Source organism: Paenibacillus contaminans (assembly GCF_003285015.1).
Lineage (GTDB): Bacteria > Bacillota > Bacilli > Paenibacillales > NBRC-103111 > Paenibacillus_V > Paenibacillus_V contaminans.
On record NZ_QMFB01000008.1, the window covers coordinates 118,758 to 136,137 of the forward strand.

The window sequence follows — 17,380 nt, forward strand, 5'->3', positions numbered from 1 at the left end:
TGGAGAGATGAAGCGAAAGCTGGCTGTGGGAACGGCGCTGTTTATTATTTTGATGCTGGGAGGCTGGCTGCGGGTCGATTTTCTGCGGTCGGTCGAGCACGATATGTCTCCCGATTCGATCAATTACGATGCGATGACCAGACAACTGCTGGAGGACGGGGTCTACGGATATGCGGATACCGAGCCGAATGCGAAAATAACGCCGGGCTTTCCGCTGTTTTTGGCCACGGTGTACAAGCTCGTCGACTACCGGGACCATGACCCGCTGCCCTGGGTTCGCTACGCGCAAGTGTTGATCAGCTTGGCATCGCTCTGGCTTATTTTCCGGATAACGAAGGAGCTGTCCAATGACGTCGCAGGCTTGCTGTCCGCCTTGGCGGCTGCGGTTTATCCGCCATTCGTTTGGGCGAACGGCGCGGTGTTGACGGAGGTACTCGGCATTTTCTTTATGCTTGGGTATGTGTGGGTACAAACGATAACGTTTCGTAAACAGACGAGGCCTCCGGCTTTCTTATCGGGAGTGCTGCTGGGATTGACCGTACTTGTCCGTCCGGAGTTTATGCCGCTGATCGTTGTGAACTATTTGTTCTTCTGGCTGTTGAAGCGGGATGTGAAGCGCGTACTGAAGCTGTTTGCCTTAACCGCTGCGGGACTTGCGCTTGTGTTATTGCCGTGGTGGGCACGCAATGTCGTGACGCTGAACGAGGTTGTCATTACCGCTACGCAAGCCAATCCGTTCAAGGCGGGTACGTATCCGTACAAAAATTACGATGACGATCTTGTCGACCAGAACGGGAAGACGGAGATGGAAGTAGCCGTCGAACGGTTAAAGAAAGGCTTCTCGACGCAGCCCGGGTTATACCTCAAATGGTACACGATCGGCAAGCTCGAGCACATTTATGCCAGCGCCTATTACGGCGGCGGTCATCAGCCTTACCATAACGTTTTGCCGTCCTCCGTCAATCCGAACGAATTTCATCGATGGCTTGTCTTTATCGGTCTCGCAGCTGCGATTGCGCTTGCAACCCGCTGGAGGAATACGGCGAACCTGCTCGTCGTCATCGTCGTGACCATGACGCTGATCCGTCTCGTCTTCGTGCCGGAATACCGGTACAACGTGATGTCGATGCCGCTCATTATTATCGTCGAATGCATAGTCTTCATCAACGTATTATGGTGGTTATACGGCAAATGGGGCGGGCGAAAAACAGGAAAAACAAGGGGGAATCACGATGCGGCATTGCCAGTCTGACGCCAGCCTGCTGATTATCGTGCCAGCATACAACGAAGCGGGACAAATCGTGCAAGTCATTGAAAATATCCGGGCGCACGTTCCGCAAGCCGACATCGTCGTCGTCAACGACGGCTCGAAGGACGATACGCTGGAGCGGGCACAACAAACGGGCGTCACCGTACTTGATTTGCCTTATAACCTCGGGATCGGCGGAGCCGTCCAAACCGGCTACCGCTACGCGTTAAGAGGAAACTACGATATGGCCGTGCAAATCGACGGAGACGGGCAGCACGATCCGGCTGAGCTGGGCAAGCTGGTGCGGGCCTTGTCGGAAAGCGGTGCGGACATGGCTGTCGGCTCCCGCTTTTTGGATAAGCAGGGCTACCAGTCTACACGGACGAGACTGATCGGCATCCGCTTCCTGTCCATGCTCGTCTCGAGCCTGACAGGCCGCAAGGCGACCGATACGACCTCCGGCTTCCGCATTTGCGGCCGCCGGGCGATCGCGCTGTTCGCGGACCGCTATCCGACCGATTATCCCGAGGTGGAGGCGCTCATGCTGATGCACAAGCACGGGCTCCGCTTCGTCGAATGCCCGGTCAGCATGCGTCCCCGGCTCCATGGAAGATCGAGCATTACGGCGCTGAAATCGGTGTATTACATGATTAAGGTAACGCTGGCCATTTTGCTCCTGCAGTCCCGGAGGAGAAGCGCGGAGGAAGCCGTATGACCGCATCGATTTTTTATATATGCTTCGTCTTGAGCTTGGCTTTTTTTCTAGTCATTCTCAGTCTGATCCGCAAAAAAAGGCTGAGAGAGCAATACTCGCTTCTTTGGCTCGGATTGAGCGGGCTGATGATGCTCGTTTCCATGTTCCCGAAGGTGCTCGACCGGATCGCAGGCCTTCTGCAGGTGTCTTACGCGCCGTCCCTTCTTTACGTGCTGGCGATTCTGGCCATCATGTCCATTCTGCTGCATTTGACGCTGGTCGTTTCCGCGCTCGCGGATCGAACGATAACGCTTGCGCAAACCGTATCGCTGTACGAGGAGCAGCTGCGCCAACTGAAAAAGCGCGGGGATGGCGGGCCGCCGAGCGATTTAAGCTGAGGTAAGCAAGCATAACGGAAAGCAAAGGCAATGGAGAAATGGGAATTGCCTTGCAGCAATTTTTGACCAACTACTATATTCGAGGTGCAGCATGTCACGCAAATGGATGATTTCAGTCGCAGCAATTGTTGTTTTATTATTGGCCGGAGCGGGTTACTTTTTATTGGGAGGACAAAAAGGAAAGGATGACGGCGACGGCGTTCCCGGCGCAGGCTACAATGCGTCGGGCTTGCCGGCGAGGCAGGAGACGAAGCAGGTCGATTCCGTCGGCGAGCTGCAAAGCGGCTATGACGTCGTAGTCGTCGGCACCGATCCGGAAGGAATCAGCGCCGCGGTTTCAGCAGCGCGCAACGGGTTGAAAACGCTGCTTGTCGACAGCAAGGGACGCGAGCTGCTGGGCGGTTTGATGACCGTAGGCTGGCTGAACAGCGTCGATATGAACTGGGACCGGACGTCTTCTACGCTGCCCGGCCGGGAGCAGGATCATTTTAATAAGGGGATTTTTACGGAATGGTATAAAAAGACGGAAGGCCATTCGTTCGATGTCATAACCGCGGCGAACGCCTTCTACGATATCTTGCGGGCGGAGACGAATATCGATTTGTATATGAAGGCGACAGCCGTCGAACCGCTCGTCGCCAAGCAAGGCTCGTCCCCCGCAGTGGAAGGGGTCGTTGTTACGAAGCCTGACGGAACGAAAGCGAACGTAAAGGCCAAAGCGGTCATCGACGCAACGCAGGATGCGGATATCGCGGCCGCTGCCGGAGTGCCTTTCACGATCGGGCGCGAAGATATCGGCGACAAAAATTCGCGGATGGCGGTTACGGCGGTTTTCCGGCTGCGCAATATCGATAATGAAGCATGGTCGCTCATCGGCAAACGCTTGAACGGAGACAGCGACAGCAATACGGGCGTGAGCAAAATGTCCGCTTGGGGATACGGCGAAGAAATGAAAGACTACATGCCGCTGAACCCGGAGGATGCGAAAATGCGCGGTCTCAACATTGGCCGGCAGCTGGACGGTACGATTTTGATCAATGCGCTGCAAATTTTCGGAATAGACGGACTTAAGCCGGAATCACGCAAAGAGGCGCTGGAAATCGCCAAGAAGGAAATACCGAATGTCGTCGCATATTTGCAGCAGTATAAAGAGTTTAAAAAGGTCGAGCTCGATGACATCGCTCCCGAACTCTACGTTCGCGAGACTCGTCATATGGTCGGAGAGTACCGCCTGTCCGTCGTCGATTTGCTGGAAAACCGCGACCAATGGGACCGCATCGCCTTCGGCTCGTACCCGTCGGATATTCAGCGCACGTCGCCTTCCGACAATGGAGCCGTCGTCGTTCACCCGTTGAAGTATGCGGTGCCGTTCCGCAGCATCGTGCCGAAAGAGGTCGACGGCCTACTTGTCGTCGGACGTTCCGCCAGCTACGATACGCTGGCGCATGGCAGCGCGCGGGTCATCCCTACCGGAATGGCCGAAGGCCAGGCTGCGGGAGCGGCGGCGAAGCTTGCCATCGAGCAGGGGATGACGTTTCGGAAGCTGTCCGAGTCGAAGACGCTGATCGCCGAGATGCAGAAGCGGCTGAACGAGCAGGGCATGGAGCTCGAGCCTTATGAGCTGGAGCTGCAGCCTTTTATGAAGCATAAAGCGTATCCCGGGCTCAAAGCGGCCGTTTACATGGGCATCGCTTACGGATCCTACAATAACGAAGCGTTCAAGCTGGACAATGTCTCGAACGCCCAGCGCATGGTCAACCAAATGAACAGCGTCAGACGGATGTACAAGGAGTTTTTCAAGGGCGATCCGTCCGCGGCGGTGAAAGGCATGGAGGAGCCGGCCAAAAAGCAGCTAAGCTTGCAGCAGGCGAGCTTGACGATCGCTCTTGCCGCAGGTTTGGATACGAAGCTCGATAATGCCCAAGCGGAGCTGGAGAGCAATGGACTGCTGAGCAAATCGACCGCCGATATGATCGGCAATAAAGAGAAGCTGACCGACGGGGAAGTGTTTATGATGCTGAAGGATGCTGTGGAGAAGCGGAGCGGGGTTACGTTTTGAGGTTGAATGCTGGGGGGCGTATGCAGTAGCTGGCGATACCGAGTGTGCCATTCTTATGCGGAATAATGGCTTCGTTAGAAATCAATGCTCGTCGATCGCAGTAAGGCCGCAACTGGCGTGAAACGGAGATTCCGAGGCTGTAAACAAGAATAACTTACATGTAAGGAATGGACCGTGCGATTAGTGAAGAAAATCTTATTGTTCCTGAGGCTGTCCACACTATTCCACCGGTAAAATGCTCGTTCTCGCCTGTTAGTGAGGTAAACGCCATTATCAATTTGGTTTGACTCACTAATAGTTGTCTTTGCCTCATTATCTCCCCAGAACACGCTTTTTTGGAGAGAGATAGTGAGGATTGCCTTATTAACAATAACCTTTTCCTTACTATTGCTCCAAGGAGCCAGTGGCGTAGAACCTGCATCCTCAGAGATTTTCGAATTGATGACGACTAGCCGATGCGTTGAATGCCGGTTTGCTGCCTATAAATGTACGATAAAGCCTGCAGTCAAACTGCGAGTTCATAGGAGATACAAAAATCCATATTTTGCGTTTGAAACGGTAAACGTAAATGCAGAAGGAGCTGCCAATTCAGGCTGCTCCTTCTCTGTACTAACTCACACGTTTGAACTGGCTCGTATACAGCTCGTAATAAAAGCCTTTTTGCTCCAGCAGCTGTTCGTGTGTGCCGCGCTCGATGATTTCCCCGCCGTTTATGACGAGAATCGCATCGGCTTCGCGGATCGTGCTAAGCCGGTGGGCGATGACGAAGCTGGTGCGTCCGCGCATAAGCGTCCGCATCGCTTCCTGGATGTGCATCTCCGTCCGCGTATCGATGCTGCTTGTCGCTTCGTCGAGAATGAGGATGGCCGGGTCGGCCAATATGGCCCGTGCGATCGTGATGAGCTGCCGCTGGCCTTGGCTCAGGTTCCCGCCCTCGGCGGTAAGCGTCGTATCGTAGCCGTTCGGCAGCTTGCGGATGAAGCTGTCGGCGTTGGCCAGCCTTGCGGCGGCTTCGATTTCCGCGTCCGAGGCATCGAGCTTGCCGTAGCGGATATTTTCGCGGATCGTATCCGAAAACAGGTAAGCGTCCTGCAGCACGATACCTAGCTGTTGCCGCAGATTGTCTTTATCCATCTCGCGGATGTCCGCGCCGTCGATCGTGACGGTACCGCTCGCGATGTCGTAGAAGCGGGTGAGCAGGTTGACGACGGTCGTCTTCCCGGCTCCGGTCGGTCCGACAAGCGCAATCGTGTCGCCTTTCTTCGCATGAAGGGTAACATTCCGCAGGACGGGAACGCCTTCCTTGTATTCGAACGATACGTTCTCGAACGTCACTTCGCCCTCGATCCGGTGCCGCTTGCGTGCTTCCTTTTCATAGTGGTGTTGCGCTTCCGCATGCGGCGTCTCGGAAGCTACTTCGTCCTCGATCCGATGCTGCTTGCGTGCTTCCACGACATTATTGGATTCCGCTTCGGTAATCGGCGTCCCAGAGGCCGGTTCGCCCTCGATCCGATGCCGCATGCGGGTATCGCCGTCACGTTCTTTTCGTCCTCCGGCTTCCGGCAATGCGGCTGCCGCCGCTTCGCCTTTGGCCTTATCCGGCTTGCGTAATTCTTCCTCGGCTTCATACTCCGTTTCCGTATCCAGTATCTCGAACACTCTTTCGGCGCCCGCGACAGCGGATTGGATCATGTTGAACTGGTTCGCGAGCTCGTTGACCGGTCTGCCGAACTGCTTGGAATAGTTCAGGAAGCTGACCACGACGCCGATCGTCGTCCAATCCTTCAGCACCATCCAACCGCCTACCGCAGCGATGAGCGCGAAGCCGACGTTATTGAAGGCGTTCATAACCGGCCCCATCAGGCCGGAAACGATTTGCGCCTTCGTTCCCGCATCGCGAAGCTTGCCGTTGATCGACTGGAACGTTTCGGTCGAAGTTTTCTCGCGGCGGAACGCCTTGATGACCTTCTGACCCGAAATCGTTTCCTCGATAAAGCCGTTCAGCTCGCCAAGATGCTGCTGCTGTCCGGTAAAATGTTTGCGGGTATGCTTGGCGATTCGGCCCGTTACGACCGCTACAAGCGGAATCGTCGCCAAGCTGAGCAAGGTCAGCCAAATATTGAGCCCCAGCATGACGACAAGGGAGCCGGCAAGCGTCAGGACGCTGGATATCATTTGCGTTACGCTTTGATTGAGCACGTTGGTGACGTTCTCGATGTCATTCGTCGTGCGGCTCATCAGCTCGCCGTGCGTGCGGCTGTCGAAGAAGCGGAGCGGCAGCTTCTGCAGCCGTTCGAACAAGTCGCGGCGCATTTCCCATACGGTCCGCTGCGATACGCCGGCCATCACGAATGCTTGCACCCATGACATGACCGCACTAAATGCATAAACGCCGAGCAGGAGCATGCACAACCACAGCAGGCCTTGTTCGTCGCGCGAAACGATATAACGATCGACCGAAACACCGATCAGGTAAGGCCCGAGAAAAGCGGTAGCGGAGCTGAGCACGGTGAGGAGCGCCACTCCGACCAAGCCGGCCCGCTGACGTCCCAAGTAGCGCCACAGCCGCAGCAAGGTCGCGGACGTATTTTTCGCGCGCACCTTCGGCATCATGCCCCGGGCGGCTCCTCCGCCGGGTCCTCCCGGCATTCCGGGCGGATGTCCCATGCCGGGACCTGCCGGCTTGGCGGCGCTGCTTTCATTTTTAGGCGAATCAGCCATAAACGACATCCTCCTTCCCAAGCTGCGACCTATAAATATCCTGGTACATCGGGCTCGTAAGCATCAGCTCGCGGTGGGTGCCTTGCGCGACGATGCGCCCTTCTTCCAGCAGAACGATCGTATCGGCGTCCATGACGGAAGAGATGCGCTGCGCGATCAGGAAGGTAGTGCTGCCGCTGATCAATTCCTTAAGCGCTCTCTGGATTCGCGACTCCGTGCCGAGATCGACCGCGCTCGTGCTGTCATCTAGGATCAGAATGTCGGGTTTGACGAGCAGCGCCCGCGCGATGGCAATCCGCTGTTTTTGTCCGCCGGACAAATTGACCCCGCGCTGTCCGAGCAGCGTATCGTAGCCGTCCGGCATACTGATGATGAAGTCATGCGCTTGCGCGGCTTTCGCCGCTGCTTCGACTTCCTCCTGGGCGGCGTCCGTTTTGCCGAAACGGATATTGTCGCGGATCGTTCCGGTGAACAGAACGGACTCCTGGAACACCATCCCGATCCGGCTTCTTAGATGATCGAGTCCGATCTCGCGAACGTCGGTACCGTCGACGGCGACCCTGCCGGACGAAGCTTCGTACAGACGTGGGATCAGAGCGACGAGGCTGGATTTGCCCGAACCTGTCGCACCGAGCAAAGCGATCGTTTGCCCGGGCTCGGCCGTCAACGTAACATTGCGGAGAACCGGATCCCGCCCGGCATCGTAGCCGAAGGATACGTCGGTAAACTCGACTTTGCCGGCGCGAATCGCACAACGCTTTGCGTTTGCGGAGTCGGCGATCTCCGGACGCGTTTCCAGCACCTCGTTGATGCGTTCGGCCGAAACCTTGGCGCGGGACACCGACATGATCATCATCCCTACCATCAGCAGCGAAAACAGAACTTGCGTCACATAGTTGAGGAAAGCGATCAAATCGCCGATCGGCATTCCGCCCGTCCAGTAATGATGCCCGCCGTACCAAAGCACGGCGACTACGCTTGCGTTCAGGATGAGCTGCATGACCGGCATATTGATTGCGATCGCGCGCGTCGCTTTCAACGCCATTTCCATGTAGTCCTTGTTGGCGCGGCCGAACCGTTCGCCTTCGAATTTGGAGCGGACGAACGCTTTGACGACGCGAATTCCCGTCAAGTTTTCCTGCAGAACGGTATTAACGCCGTCAAGCTTGCTCTGCACTTTGGAAAAGAGCGGATAGGCGTAACGGATGATCAGGAACAGTACGGCGAACAGGATCGGTATCGATACCGCCAATATAAGAGCGAGCCGCGGGCTGATCGTGATCGCCATAATGACGCTGCCCAGCGACAGAAAAGGGGCGCGGACAAAAATGCGCAGCGTCATCTGCACGAACGTCTGCATTTGTACGACGTCGTTCGTCAAGCGGGTGACGAGCGAACCGGTTTGGAACGTGTCCAGATTGCGGAACGAGAACGTTTGAACCGTCCGGAACAAATCCTTGCGGACGTCGGCGCCAAAATGCTGGGAGGCGATGCTGGAATATATCGTGCAGCCGACGCCGCCGATCAATCCGATTGCCGCCACGCCAAGCATCAGACCGCCGGATTGCCATATGTAGGACAGGTCGCGTTCGGCGACGCCGACATTGACGATTTGAGCCATAAGCTTCGGTTGGAGCAAATCCATGTAAACCTCGAGCAGCATAAATAACGGCGCCAAAACGGACGCCTTCCAATAAGGCTTTAAATAAACGATCAGTTTCCTCATAAATCGGCCTCCCGTTTGCGTATCGGCTGCATCGTGTCGGCAACGGTCGAGAGATTTTCCCGCATACGGAGCATCATTTGACGCAGCAGCTCCTTCTCCTCCTCGGCAAAATGCTCGAAGCAGCGCACCTCCAGCGCACGCAGTGCTTCCCTTACGGCGGTGTGCGCCTCCCGACCCTGCTCGGTCAGATAGACGCGGATAACCCGCTGGTCGCGTTCATCCGCAAGCCGTTTCACGAGACCGGCTTTCTCCATACGTTTGAGCATGACCGTCAGCGTCGCGGGGGCGATTTGCATCAGAGCGGCCAAATCCTTCTGGCTTTGCCCGTCTTTCTCGGCTAAATGGCGGAGCAGCGGCGGCTGGCCGGGATGCACGTCAAAGTCGCGGGTAAGCAAATGAATGCTTTGACGGTGCAGCTTCATCACCTGCCTGAGCAGATGAGTGAGCGAATCGTTATGGTGATGGTTCATCGTTTTCTCCGTTCTTCGCAATTAGTTAGTTGGCTAAATGTTAGTTGACTAACTAATAGTGTAGAACGTCTTCCGTGCAGCGTCAAGACCGAATATAACGTCAGACTAAGCGATAAAAACGAAAAAACGAAGGCTCACGCGCCTCCGTTTTCTACAGCTTCTTCAAAATCTCAAATATATTCAGCTCGTTCACGCTTGATACGACGGAGGCGATATTGTCCATTTGGAACTTTTTGAGGATACTGCCGATTTGCTTCTTGATCGTTTCCGCCTCGACGCTGCGTTCCTCGGCGATTTTTTTGCGCGGCTTGTTCTCGCACAGCAGCTTCAGCACCTGCAGCTCGCTCGGCGTCAGCTCGGAGATAATTTGAATGACGTAGAGCAGGCTTTGCTCTGTCTTTTTGACCCGCTGAAACTCGCTGCGTATTTTTTGGGCGATCATCGGCCGGATGGGCGAACGGTCTTGATAGGCGGAGCGGATCGCCTCGACGATTTCTTCCTTCGGCGCCGTCTTGAGCACATAGTCCATGATACCCGACTGAAACGCGGCAAAAATGATATTGTCGTCCTTATGCACCGTCAGTACGATTATTTTGATATGCGGCAGCTTTTCGTGAATTTGCTTCGCGGCCGTAATGCCCGCCATCGCATCCTCCATCTCGATGTCCATCAGAACGATATCCGGCTGATGCATAGCCGCATCAAGCACCGCTTCGTAGCCGGACTTCGACGACGCGACAACCTTCATGTCCGGGCATTCCGCAATGATTCGTTCGAGCCGTCTGCGATGCGCCTCCATATCGTCTACGACGACAAGCTTGATTTGCGATTTCATGTCCATGAACGTTCCGCCTCCCCTTATTGCTCTCTATGAATACGTTTTCGAAAAAACAAGGGGAATGTTTTATTCCCCTCCCTTTGTGAACGATATTTATATCGTCGGCAGCACGATTTTGAACAGCGTTCCTTTTTGCGGTTCGCTTTCCGCCGTAATATCGCCGTCGTGCGCCGCTACGATTTTGTGACAGTACGACAAGCCGATGCCCCAATTGGTTAAAGAGGATTTGGTCGTAAAAAACGGGGAAAAAATGCTGTCCAAGTGCTCCGCCGGCACCCCGGGCCCGTTGTCGCGAATCGAGATTACGCCCCAGCCGTTCTGCTCGCCGATCTCGATGTCGATTACGCCGTCCGAGCGGTCCCCTAAAGCTTCGAGGGCATTTTCGACGATATTAAAGACCGTTTCGCTCATATGGGACTCGTCCATATAAACGACCGGCGAATCGCCTGTCAGCCGGACATTGATTTGCGTTTGCCGCCTCTTCGACGCTTGAATCCTTGTTACCGCCTTACGAACAGGCACATCGAGCGCGGTTTGCTGCAGGTTCAGCTCGATCGTTTTGAGCTTGTGCGCGGCATAGTCGATGCTTTCGAACGATTTGGCGCAGGAATCGAGCATCAGCTCGAGACTGTATACGGTTTCAGCGTCATTCGTGTGCTTATCCTTCAGGAATTCCGCCTCCGAACGGATGGCCAGCAGGTGGTTCTTAAGCGCATGGGTGAACGCTTTGACGCCGAGCGAGGCGGTATCGATGCTTTTGCTGATCTGCACGTCACGGTTCCGATGGTACGTTTCGATCGAGCTGTATTTGACGATAATCGCGATCATGAAGGCGAGCGCAGCGAACGCCACATACGGAAAAACGTTGAAAACCCCCGTGTACGTGCCGATTTGCGGCTGCAAATAGTTGTGGTAGCCCGGCACGACGGTCGCTTTGACCAGTGTCTTAGGCGCCCAACTGAAGGTTAATGCATGAATAGCGGCTACAGGAATGAGCGTCAGTATGTTGAACAATGCATAATTTTTCAAAAATTTGATTTTAGGCGTGTTGAAATAATCGTTCAGCAGCAAAACGAAGGCGAGCAGCATGTAGCCGTATTTGGCAAAATGAAAGCCGGCGTCAAGCGTTTTGGTTACCGTTTGGAACAAGTCGCGGCCTGCCGCGGCGGTGCCCCCGAACCGGTCCTGCAGCAGCAGGTTGAAGCCGGGATCGTAATAAAGCAGCTGAATCGCTGAAATCAGACCGATCAGTGCATAAACATACAGCGCTTTCCCTTTTTTGGAGCGCCTTACGAACGAAACCGCATAACACAGAAACGAGAACTGAAACAAAATGACGCCGCCGTTCAGCATGCGGATAAGCACGTCCGGGTTGAAATTGACGAGCACGAGATGATTCCACGTTCCGGGGCTGAAATCGAAAAAACGGCTGATCACCGTGTAATAATAGTTGAATTTGCTTAAGTACAAAATAAACGAGACGAACGAAAGCACCCAGCCGAGCATGATTCCATACAGGAAACGAGTCGATACGCTGGTCAAATGCTTGTACGTAAAAAACACCGAGAAAATCAGAAAAAGCACGGTCAAAAAAATCATCGCAAACCCCCCAGCGGTGAAAACGGAAAGAAGAAGGGGAATAAAACTTTCACCTTATGTCCCTTCATGATGCCCGATATAATTGCCTTGTACACAAAAATCTTAACATAAGGTAAGGGGGAAATTGCAATGAAAAAAACGTTATCCCTTGCATTGTCCGTCATTTTGACCGGCGGAGTCCTTGCAGGCTGCGGCGGAAAGAAAGCGGAACCAACGCCCGGCGGAGCCGCTGAGGGCGAGCAAAAACCGGTCACGCTCCGCATGTCGGTGCTGCCCGACGATTTGGAAACGATGAAAGCGTCTTATGAGGAGTTCAAGAAGGAGAACCCGAATATTACGGTAAACTTCGAAACCGTTCCCGTCAAGCAATATTACGAAAAAGTAAGAATGCAGCTGTCCTCGGGAGAAGAGATCGACTTGATCGGCGGCACGATGGACGTGTTCCTCGATACGAACATTCTCGAGGAGCTCGACGACTATATCAAGAAAAACAATACGGACGTTTCCGGCTACGGCCCGCTTTACGACGGCTCGAAGGTAAACGGCAAAACGTACGGCCTCCCTTACCGCAAATCGAACTGGATGCTGTACTACAATAAAACGCTGTTCGACCAAGCTGGCGTTCCTTATCCGAAAGCCGATATGAATTGGAACGAATTCCGCGAGCTCGCAAAGAAGATGACCAAGGGCGAAGGCGCGAATAAAACGTACGGCGCTTACGTGCAGCAATGGCCGCAAACGTGGTACATGCAGTCGGTGCAAGCGGGCGCTTCGATTATCGACAAAGATTTGACGCCGTTCAAGCAAGCGCTGCAGCTTCGCGTCGATATGGAGAAGGACGGTTCCATCATGCCGTGGGCGGAGCAAATTACGACCTCGGCACACTACAACGCCGCATTCCAAAAAGGAAACGTCGCGATGAATCTGATCGGCGATTGGCATGTTGCCCAGCTCCGTCAGGCGGAGGACGAGAAAAAAATCAATTTCGACTGGGACGTCGTGCCGGTACCGCATCCGGAAGGTTCGCCTGCCAACACAAGTCTGGCCACCCCGGTTTCGATCATGATCAACAAAAAATCGAAGCATAAAGAAGAGGCTTACAAAGTGCTCGCTTATTTGGCCGGACCGCAAGGCGCGAAGCAGTTCGCCTCCAAAGGGTTCCTGACCGGCTATACGAACGACGATATCAAGAAAGCTTATATCGGCGACGGCAGCCGCAAGCCGAAAAACCTGCACTATTTCCTGGAGCAAAAAGAATATCCGGAATATCCGTTCCTGCCGGGCGTGAAAAATATCATCGTCAACACGGTGTTTACGCAGGAAACCCAGCTGGCGCTTACGGGCGAGCAAACCGTTGACAAAACGATTCAAAAAATCGCCGAGCGCGTCCAGAAGGAATGGGCGGACAAGTACGGCAAAGACTTTACCGCAGGCAAAAAGTAATCGCTAATCGGCTGAAAGTTAAAGGCGGATGGGGCGCGCAGCGTAATAATTTTCGAATGAAAAGCGCGTCCCTTCCCGGCAGCCGGGAACGTTCCGGCCGGGCATCGTTCGATCGTAAACTTTTATACTGTTGACCCGCAACAAGGTCATGAACGGTTATTCCGTTCGCATCGCAAAGGGGTTGAGCATCATGAAGAGCGCCAAAGCGGCGGTCAGGCGCAGCCGGCTGATCGGCTACGGATTTTTGCTGCCGAACATTATCGGCTTCGCCGTATTTATTCTTTTTCCCGTCATCGCTTCCTTCGGAATGAGTTTTACCGAGTGGAACGGCTTTGGCGAGATCCGATTCATCGGCTTGGACAATTACATCAAGCTTTGGTCGGACGAAAGCTTCCGCATTTCGTTCCTGAACAGCATCATTATGACCGTCGTTACGGTTCCGGCAACGCTGTTTTTGGCGATCGTCGCGGCAGTAGCGCTTAACAAAGGGATCAGGGGCATTAAATTTTTCCGTACGGCATTGTTCCTGCCGCACATTACTTCGACAATCGCGGTGGCTGTCGTTTGGCAGCTGCTGTTCAATCCGACGATGGGGCCGATCAACGGCTTTCTGCAAAGCATCGGGATCGATAATCCCCCGGGATGGTTCGCTTCGTCGCAATGGGCGCTCATCTCCGTCATAATCGTCAATATTTGGCATTCCGTCGGTTATTACATGATTTTGTACTTGGCCGGGCTGCAAGGCATTCCCGCCGATTTGTACGAAGCGGCCGAGCTGGACGGAGCGGGAGCTTTCGTCCGATTCCGCAAAATAACGCTGCCGATGCTGTCACCGGTCATTTTTTTCACCGTCATTATCGGCATTATCAATTCGTTCAAGGTGTTCGACCTGATTTACGTCTTGACGCAGGGCGGACCGGGACGCGCGACGCGGGTGCTCGTATACGACATTTACTATACGGCGTTCCAACGTTACGAATACGGTTATGCTTCGTCGATGGCGTACGTGTTGTTCGCGCTTATTTTGATCATAACGCTTATCCAATTCCGCGGTCAGAAGAAATGGGTCAACTACTAGAGCATGCGAGGTGAACGAAGGGATGGAAGCAGTGATACGCAGCGGAGGCGGCGCAGGCGGGACTTCCAAGAAAAATCCGGGTGTGCTGCTGCGCAGAGGGATTTTATACGCGGTGTTGATCATCGTGTCGCTATCGATGGTCGTGCCGTTCATATGGATGCTGTCGGCATCGCTTAAATCCGAAGGGGAAATATTCGGGTTCCCGATCCAGTGGATTCCGAGCACGATATATTGGGATAACTACGTGAAAGTTTGGACGCAGGTGCCGTTCCTGACTTATTACTTAAATACGATTAAAATCGCTGTGATTACGACATGCCTGCAGGTCGTTACCTGCTCGATGGCTGCCTATGCTTTCGCAAAGGTGCGCTTCCCCGAGCGTGACAAGCTGTTCGTCGTATATTTGGCGACGATGATGATTCCGTTTCAGGTTATGATGATTCCGCAGTTTCTCCTTATGAAGGAGTTCGGCTTGATCAACTCGCACTGGTCGCTTATTTTGCTCGGCGCGTTCAGTCCGTTCGGCGTGTTTCTGTTCCGTCAGTTCTACATGTCGATACCCGAGGAGCTTTCGGAGGCGGCGAGGATCGACGGCCTGAGCGAATTCGGCATTTACTTGCGTATCCTTATGCCGCTCATGCGGCCGGCAATCGCGAGTCTCGTTATTTTCACGTTCATGCACTCATGGAACGATTTTCTCGGACCGCTCATTTATTTGAACTCGGACAAGCTGTTCACGCTGCAGCTCGGCATGCAGCATTTCCAATCGGAGTACGGGACGGAGTATGCACTCTTGATGGGGGCTGCGGTATCGGCGATCGTTCCGACGCTGCTCGTTTATTTCGTCGCGCAGGATCATTTTATCGAGGGCATTTCGGCCGGCGCGGTGAAGGGATGATCGGTTAGGCTGCCGGCTGCCGAAAAGGCGAAACGATTCATGAGAGGAAAACGCGACGCTGCCCGTGCAGCCTGAAGCAGCCGACAACAGGAGGATATGTTCATGACGCAAGCGGGCAATAGACCGAATATTTTATACGTATTCGCCGACCAGTGGCGGAGACAGGCGGTCGGCTTCCGCAAGGAAGATACGGTTTTAACGCCGAATATGGATCGTTTCGCTGCCGAAAGCTTAGCGTTCGACAATGCGCTGAGCTGTACGCCGCTCTGCTCGCCGCATCGCGCGGCGCTGCTGACCGGCAGGTATCCGCTGACGACCGGCGTATACACGAACTGCAAGCTGGGCACGGACGTCATGCTGCGCGAGGACGAAATCGGCATCGGCGACGTGCTGAAGCAAGCCGGATACGATACCGGCTATATCGGCAAGTGGCATCTCGATCTGCCGGAGCAAAACGTGACGCCGGAGCCGGAATCCGGCGCCCGCGAGTGGGATGCGTATACGCCGCCGGGACCGAAGCGGCACGGCTTCGACTTCTGGTATTCCTACGGCGCATACGATCATCATCTGGAGCCGCATTATTGGCGCGATTCTCCTGATAGGATCGACGTCAAGCAATGGTCGCCGGAGCACGAGACGGATGTGGCGGTCTCGTTTGTGGAATCGCGGGCAGAGCGCGGCACACAGGACAAGCCGTTCGCGCTGTTCCTCTCGTGGAACCCACCGCATAGTCCGTTCGAGCTGGTGCCGGATAAGTATCGGAAGCTTTATGAAGGCGGAACGCTGCCGCTTCGGCCGAATGTGCGGCCCGAAACGCTGAAGGCGCATACGGGCGAGAAAGTGGAAGGCGGCGTCGACAATCTTCAGCAGTACATGCGCGATTATTATGCGGCCGTCACGGGAATCGACGAGCAGTTCGGCCGCCTGCTCGATACTCTTCGGAAGCAAGGCTTGGAGGAGAATACGATCGTCGTCCTGACGGCGGATCACGGAGAGCTGATGGGCGCGCACGGGCTGATGGCGAAGCATTCGTGGCATGAGGAATCGATCGGCATTCCGTTCCTCATCCGCTGGCCGGGGCGCATTGCCGCCGGAACTTGCGACGCGCTGCTGAACAGCGTCGATCATATGCCGACGCTGCTGGCGCTGGCGGGCTGCGAAATTCCGCAAGCGGCGGAAGGGACGGACCTGTCGCCGGCGATGCTTGGCGGCAGGGCTCTTGTAGTCGCCACCGCCTTTTTGTCGGCGTTCCCCGGCCGGCTTCCCGCGATCCGCGAATTCGAAGCCGCCGGCCTCGACAACAAGCGGTACGGCTGGCGGGGCGTAAGGACGAAGCGGTACACGTACGTCGTCCACCTAGGCTATGCGCCGAACGATCCGGTCGAACGTTTGCTGTACGACCTCAAGGAGGATCCGTACCAGCTTGCTCCCGTGCACATTAACGATCCGAAAAGCCATGTAGTGGCTGACTGGCTGGACGGGGAGCTGCGCTGCTGGCTTGCACGGACAAGCGATCCGTTTGCGATCGACGGGTAGCGCGGTCAGCGCTGGCGATGTGCTAGCGACGGGATGAAGCCAGTCGCAGCCGATCGGCAGGAAGAGGAACTGAGAGCCGAGGCGCAATAGGCATGCGATCGTTCGGCTGAGCCGGCAAGCTGCGGGCCAGCGGGCCGGTGTATCTTTTCGCGTTAGACGGCTCGAGCGTTTTGTCACAGGGCTGCCCCGTTCGCATGCCGGGCGGAACCGGCAGACGGGCATTGCCCGATGGTTATTTTTGGACATTTTCGCTATATGGCGAGAATGTCTTTTTTTTGAAATATAGATCTTAAACTGCGGATTAAATAATGTGCCTGTTATTGAATCTAACGTTTGCAAGCAGCAAAAAATCTACAAGTTGTGAGTTAACCGTACGTTTAATGGGGAAAAATTCATTGTTAATGAGGCAAAGCTCACTATTCAATAGGTAAAAAGCTCGTTATCGGTTACTAGTGAGGAAAACGTTATTACTAATTTCCTTTTCCTCATTATTAGTTGCTTTTCCCTCATTATCACACCAGAATACGGGTTTTCGGCAAGAACTAGTGAAGCTAGCCTCATTATTAGTTGCCTTTTCCTCATTAGCTGCCACAAAGACGAACGTTTGGCGAGAAGCAGTTACGTCTGTCTAAATAGTTATTGCCTTCCTCTTATCATTTCCGGCACGGATG

Annotated in this window: 13 protein-coding genes; 8 read left to right on the forward strand and 5 right to left on the reverse strand. The window is 54.6% G+C overall.

The window, feature by feature from the left end; all coding sequences use genetic code 11:
* The first annotated feature begins 7 nt into the window (after positions 1–7).
* The 4 genes from DQG23_RS15480 to DQG23_RS15495 all read left to right on the forward strand — a co-directional run bounded on the left by DQG23_RS15480 (position 8) and on the right by DQG23_RS15495 (position 4,400).
* Positions 8–1,252, forward strand: coding sequence for an ArnT family glycosyltransferase (locus tag DQG23_RS15480; protein ID WP_113031765.1), 1,245 nt, complete (start codon positions 8–10; stop codon positions 1,250–1,252).
* Complete coding sequence (locus DQG23_RS15485) at positions 1,233–1,964, forward strand: glycosyltransferase family 2 protein (RefSeq protein WP_113031766.1); 732 nt, start codon at positions 1,233–1,235, stop codon at positions 1,962–1,964. The genes DQG23_RS15480 and DQG23_RS15485 overlap by 20 nt, the downstream gene beginning before the upstream one ends.
* Positions 1,961–2,341, forward strand: coding sequence for a DUF2304 domain-containing protein (locus DQG23_RS15490; protein ID WP_113031767.1), 381 nt, complete (start codon positions 1,961–1,963; stop codon positions 2,339–2,341). The genes DQG23_RS15485 and DQG23_RS15490 overlap by 4 nt, the downstream gene beginning before the upstream one ends.
* A gap of 91 nt (positions 2,342–2,432) precedes the next feature.
* Positions 2,433–4,400 (forward strand): FAD-dependent oxidoreductase, encoded by a 1,968-nt coding sequence (locus tag DQG23_RS15495; protein WP_113031768.1) that lies wholly within the window; start codon positions 2,433–2,435, stop codon positions 4,398–4,400.
* A gap of 609 nt (positions 4,401–5,009) precedes the next feature.
* On the opposite strand, the gene DQG23_RS42955 is transcribed toward DQG23_RS15495, so the two are convergent.
* The 5 genes from DQG23_RS42955 to DQG23_RS15525 all read right to left on the reverse strand — a co-directional run bounded on the left by DQG23_RS42955 (position 5,010) and on the right by DQG23_RS15525 (position 11,754).
* Positions 5,010–7,121 (reverse strand): ABC transporter ATP-binding protein, encoded by a 2,112-nt coding sequence (locus DQG23_RS42955; protein ID WP_238177899.1) that lies wholly within the window; start codon positions 7,119–7,121, stop codon positions 5,010–5,012.
* A complete protein-coding gene (locus tag DQG23_RS15510) occupies positions 7,114–8,847 on the reverse strand; it encodes an ABC transporter ATP-binding protein (RefSeq protein ID WP_113031769.1) in 1,734 nt (577 codons plus the stop codon). The genes DQG23_RS42955 and DQG23_RS15510 overlap by 8 nt, the downstream gene beginning before the upstream one ends.
* On the reverse strand, positions 8,844–9,317 hold the full coding sequence (locus DQG23_RS15515; protein ID WP_113031770.1) for a MarR family winged helix-turn-helix transcriptional regulator: 474 nt from the start codon (positions 9,315–9,317) through the stop codon (positions 8,844–8,846). Before DQG23_RS15515 ends, DQG23_RS15510 begins: the two co-directional genes overlap by 4 nt.
* Positions 9,318–9,468: 151 nt before the next feature.
* The gene (locus tag DQG23_RS15520) at positions 9,469–10,158 is read right to left on the reverse strand and encodes a response regulator transcription factor (protein ID WP_113031771.1); all 690 of its coding nucleotides are present in this window, start codon (positions 10,156–10,158) and stop codon (positions 9,469–9,471) included.
* A 90-nt stretch (positions 10,159–10,248) separates the two neighbouring features.
* A complete protein-coding gene (locus tag DQG23_RS15525) occupies positions 10,249–11,754 on the reverse strand; it encodes a sensor histidine kinase (protein WP_113031772.1) in 1,506 nt (501 codons plus the stop codon).
* A 129-nt stretch (positions 11,755–11,883) separates the two neighbouring features.
* Between DQG23_RS15525 and DQG23_RS15530 the strand changes: the two genes are divergently transcribed.
* From DQG23_RS15530 to DQG23_RS15545, 4 genes are all read left to right on the forward strand, one after another.
* Entirely contained in the window at positions 11,884–13,197 is a 1,314-nt protein-coding gene (locus DQG23_RS15530) for an ABC transporter substrate-binding protein (protein WP_113031773.1), read from the forward strand.
* Between the two features lie 190 nt (positions 13,198–13,387).
* Positions 13,388–14,275, forward strand: a complete 888-nt coding sequence (locus DQG23_RS15535) for a carbohydrate ABC transporter permease (RefSeq protein WP_113031774.1) — start codon at positions 13,388–13,390, stop codon at positions 14,273–14,275.
* Between the two features lie 22 nt (positions 14,276–14,297).
* Positions 14,298–15,173, forward strand: a complete 876-nt coding sequence (locus tag DQG23_RS15540; protein ID WP_113031775.1) for a carbohydrate ABC transporter permease — start codon at positions 14,298–14,300, stop codon at positions 15,171–15,173.
* Positions 15,174–15,275: 102 nt separating this feature from the next.
* Positions 15,276–16,709 (forward strand): sulfatase family protein, encoded by a 1,434-nt coding sequence (locus DQG23_RS15545; protein WP_113031776.1) that lies wholly within the window; start codon positions 15,276–15,278, stop codon positions 16,707–16,709.
* The last annotated feature ends 671 nt before the right edge of the window (positions 16,710–17,380 follow it).

What these genes read in the sequence shown, in the direction of transcription:
- DQG23_RS15480 (WP_113031765.1), top strand. Translation starts at nt 8, where the DNA reads ATGAAGCGAAAGCTGGCTGTGGGAACGGCGCTGTTTATTATTTTGATG.
- DQG23_RS15485 (WP_113031766.1), top strand. Translation starts at nt 1,233, where the DNA reads ATGCGGCATTGCCAGTCTGACGCCAGCCTGCTGATTATCGTGCCAGCA.
- DQG23_RS15490 (WP_113031767.1), top strand. Translation starts at nt 1,961, where the DNA reads ATGACCGCATCGATTTTTTATATATGCTTCGTCTTGAGCTTGGCTTTT.
- DQG23_RS15495 (WP_113031768.1), top strand. Translation starts at nt 2,433, where the DNA reads ATGTCACGCAAATGGATGATTTCAGTCGCAGCAATTGTTGTTTTATTA.
- DQG23_RS42955 (WP_238177899.1), bottom strand. Translation starts at nt 7,121, where the DNA reads ATGGCTGATTCGCCTAAAAATGAAAGCAGCGCCGCCAAGCCGGCAGGT.
- DQG23_RS15510 (WP_113031769.1), bottom strand. Translation starts at nt 8,847, where the DNA reads ATGAGGAAACTGATCGTTTATTTAAAGCCTTATTGGAAGGCGTCCGTT.
- DQG23_RS15515 (WP_113031770.1), bottom strand. Translation starts at nt 9,317, where the DNA reads ATGAACCATCACCATAACGATTCGCTCACTCATCTGCTCAGGCAGGTG.
- DQG23_RS15520 (WP_113031771.1), bottom strand. Translation starts at nt 10,158, where the DNA reads ATGGACATGAAATCGCAAATCAAGCTTGTCGTCGTAGACGATATGGAG.
- DQG23_RS15525 (WP_113031772.1), bottom strand. Translation starts at nt 11,754, where the DNA reads ATGATTTTTTTGACCGTGCTTTTTCTGATTTTCTCGGTGTTTTTTACG.
- DQG23_RS15530 (WP_113031773.1), top strand. Translation starts at nt 11,884, where the DNA reads ATGAAAAAAACGTTATCCCTTGCATTGTCCGTCATTTTGACCGGCGGA.
- DQG23_RS15535 (WP_113031774.1), top strand. Translation starts at nt 13,388, where the DNA reads ATGAAGAGCGCCAAAGCGGCGGTCAGGCGCAGCCGGCTGATCGGCTAC.
- DQG23_RS15540 (WP_113031775.1), top strand. Translation starts at nt 14,298, where the DNA reads ATGGAAGCAGTGATACGCAGCGGAGGCGGCGCAGGCGGGACTTCCAAG.
- DQG23_RS15545 (WP_113031776.1), top strand. Translation starts at nt 15,276, where the DNA reads ATGACGCAAGCGGGCAATAGACCGAATATTTTATACGTATTCGCCGAC.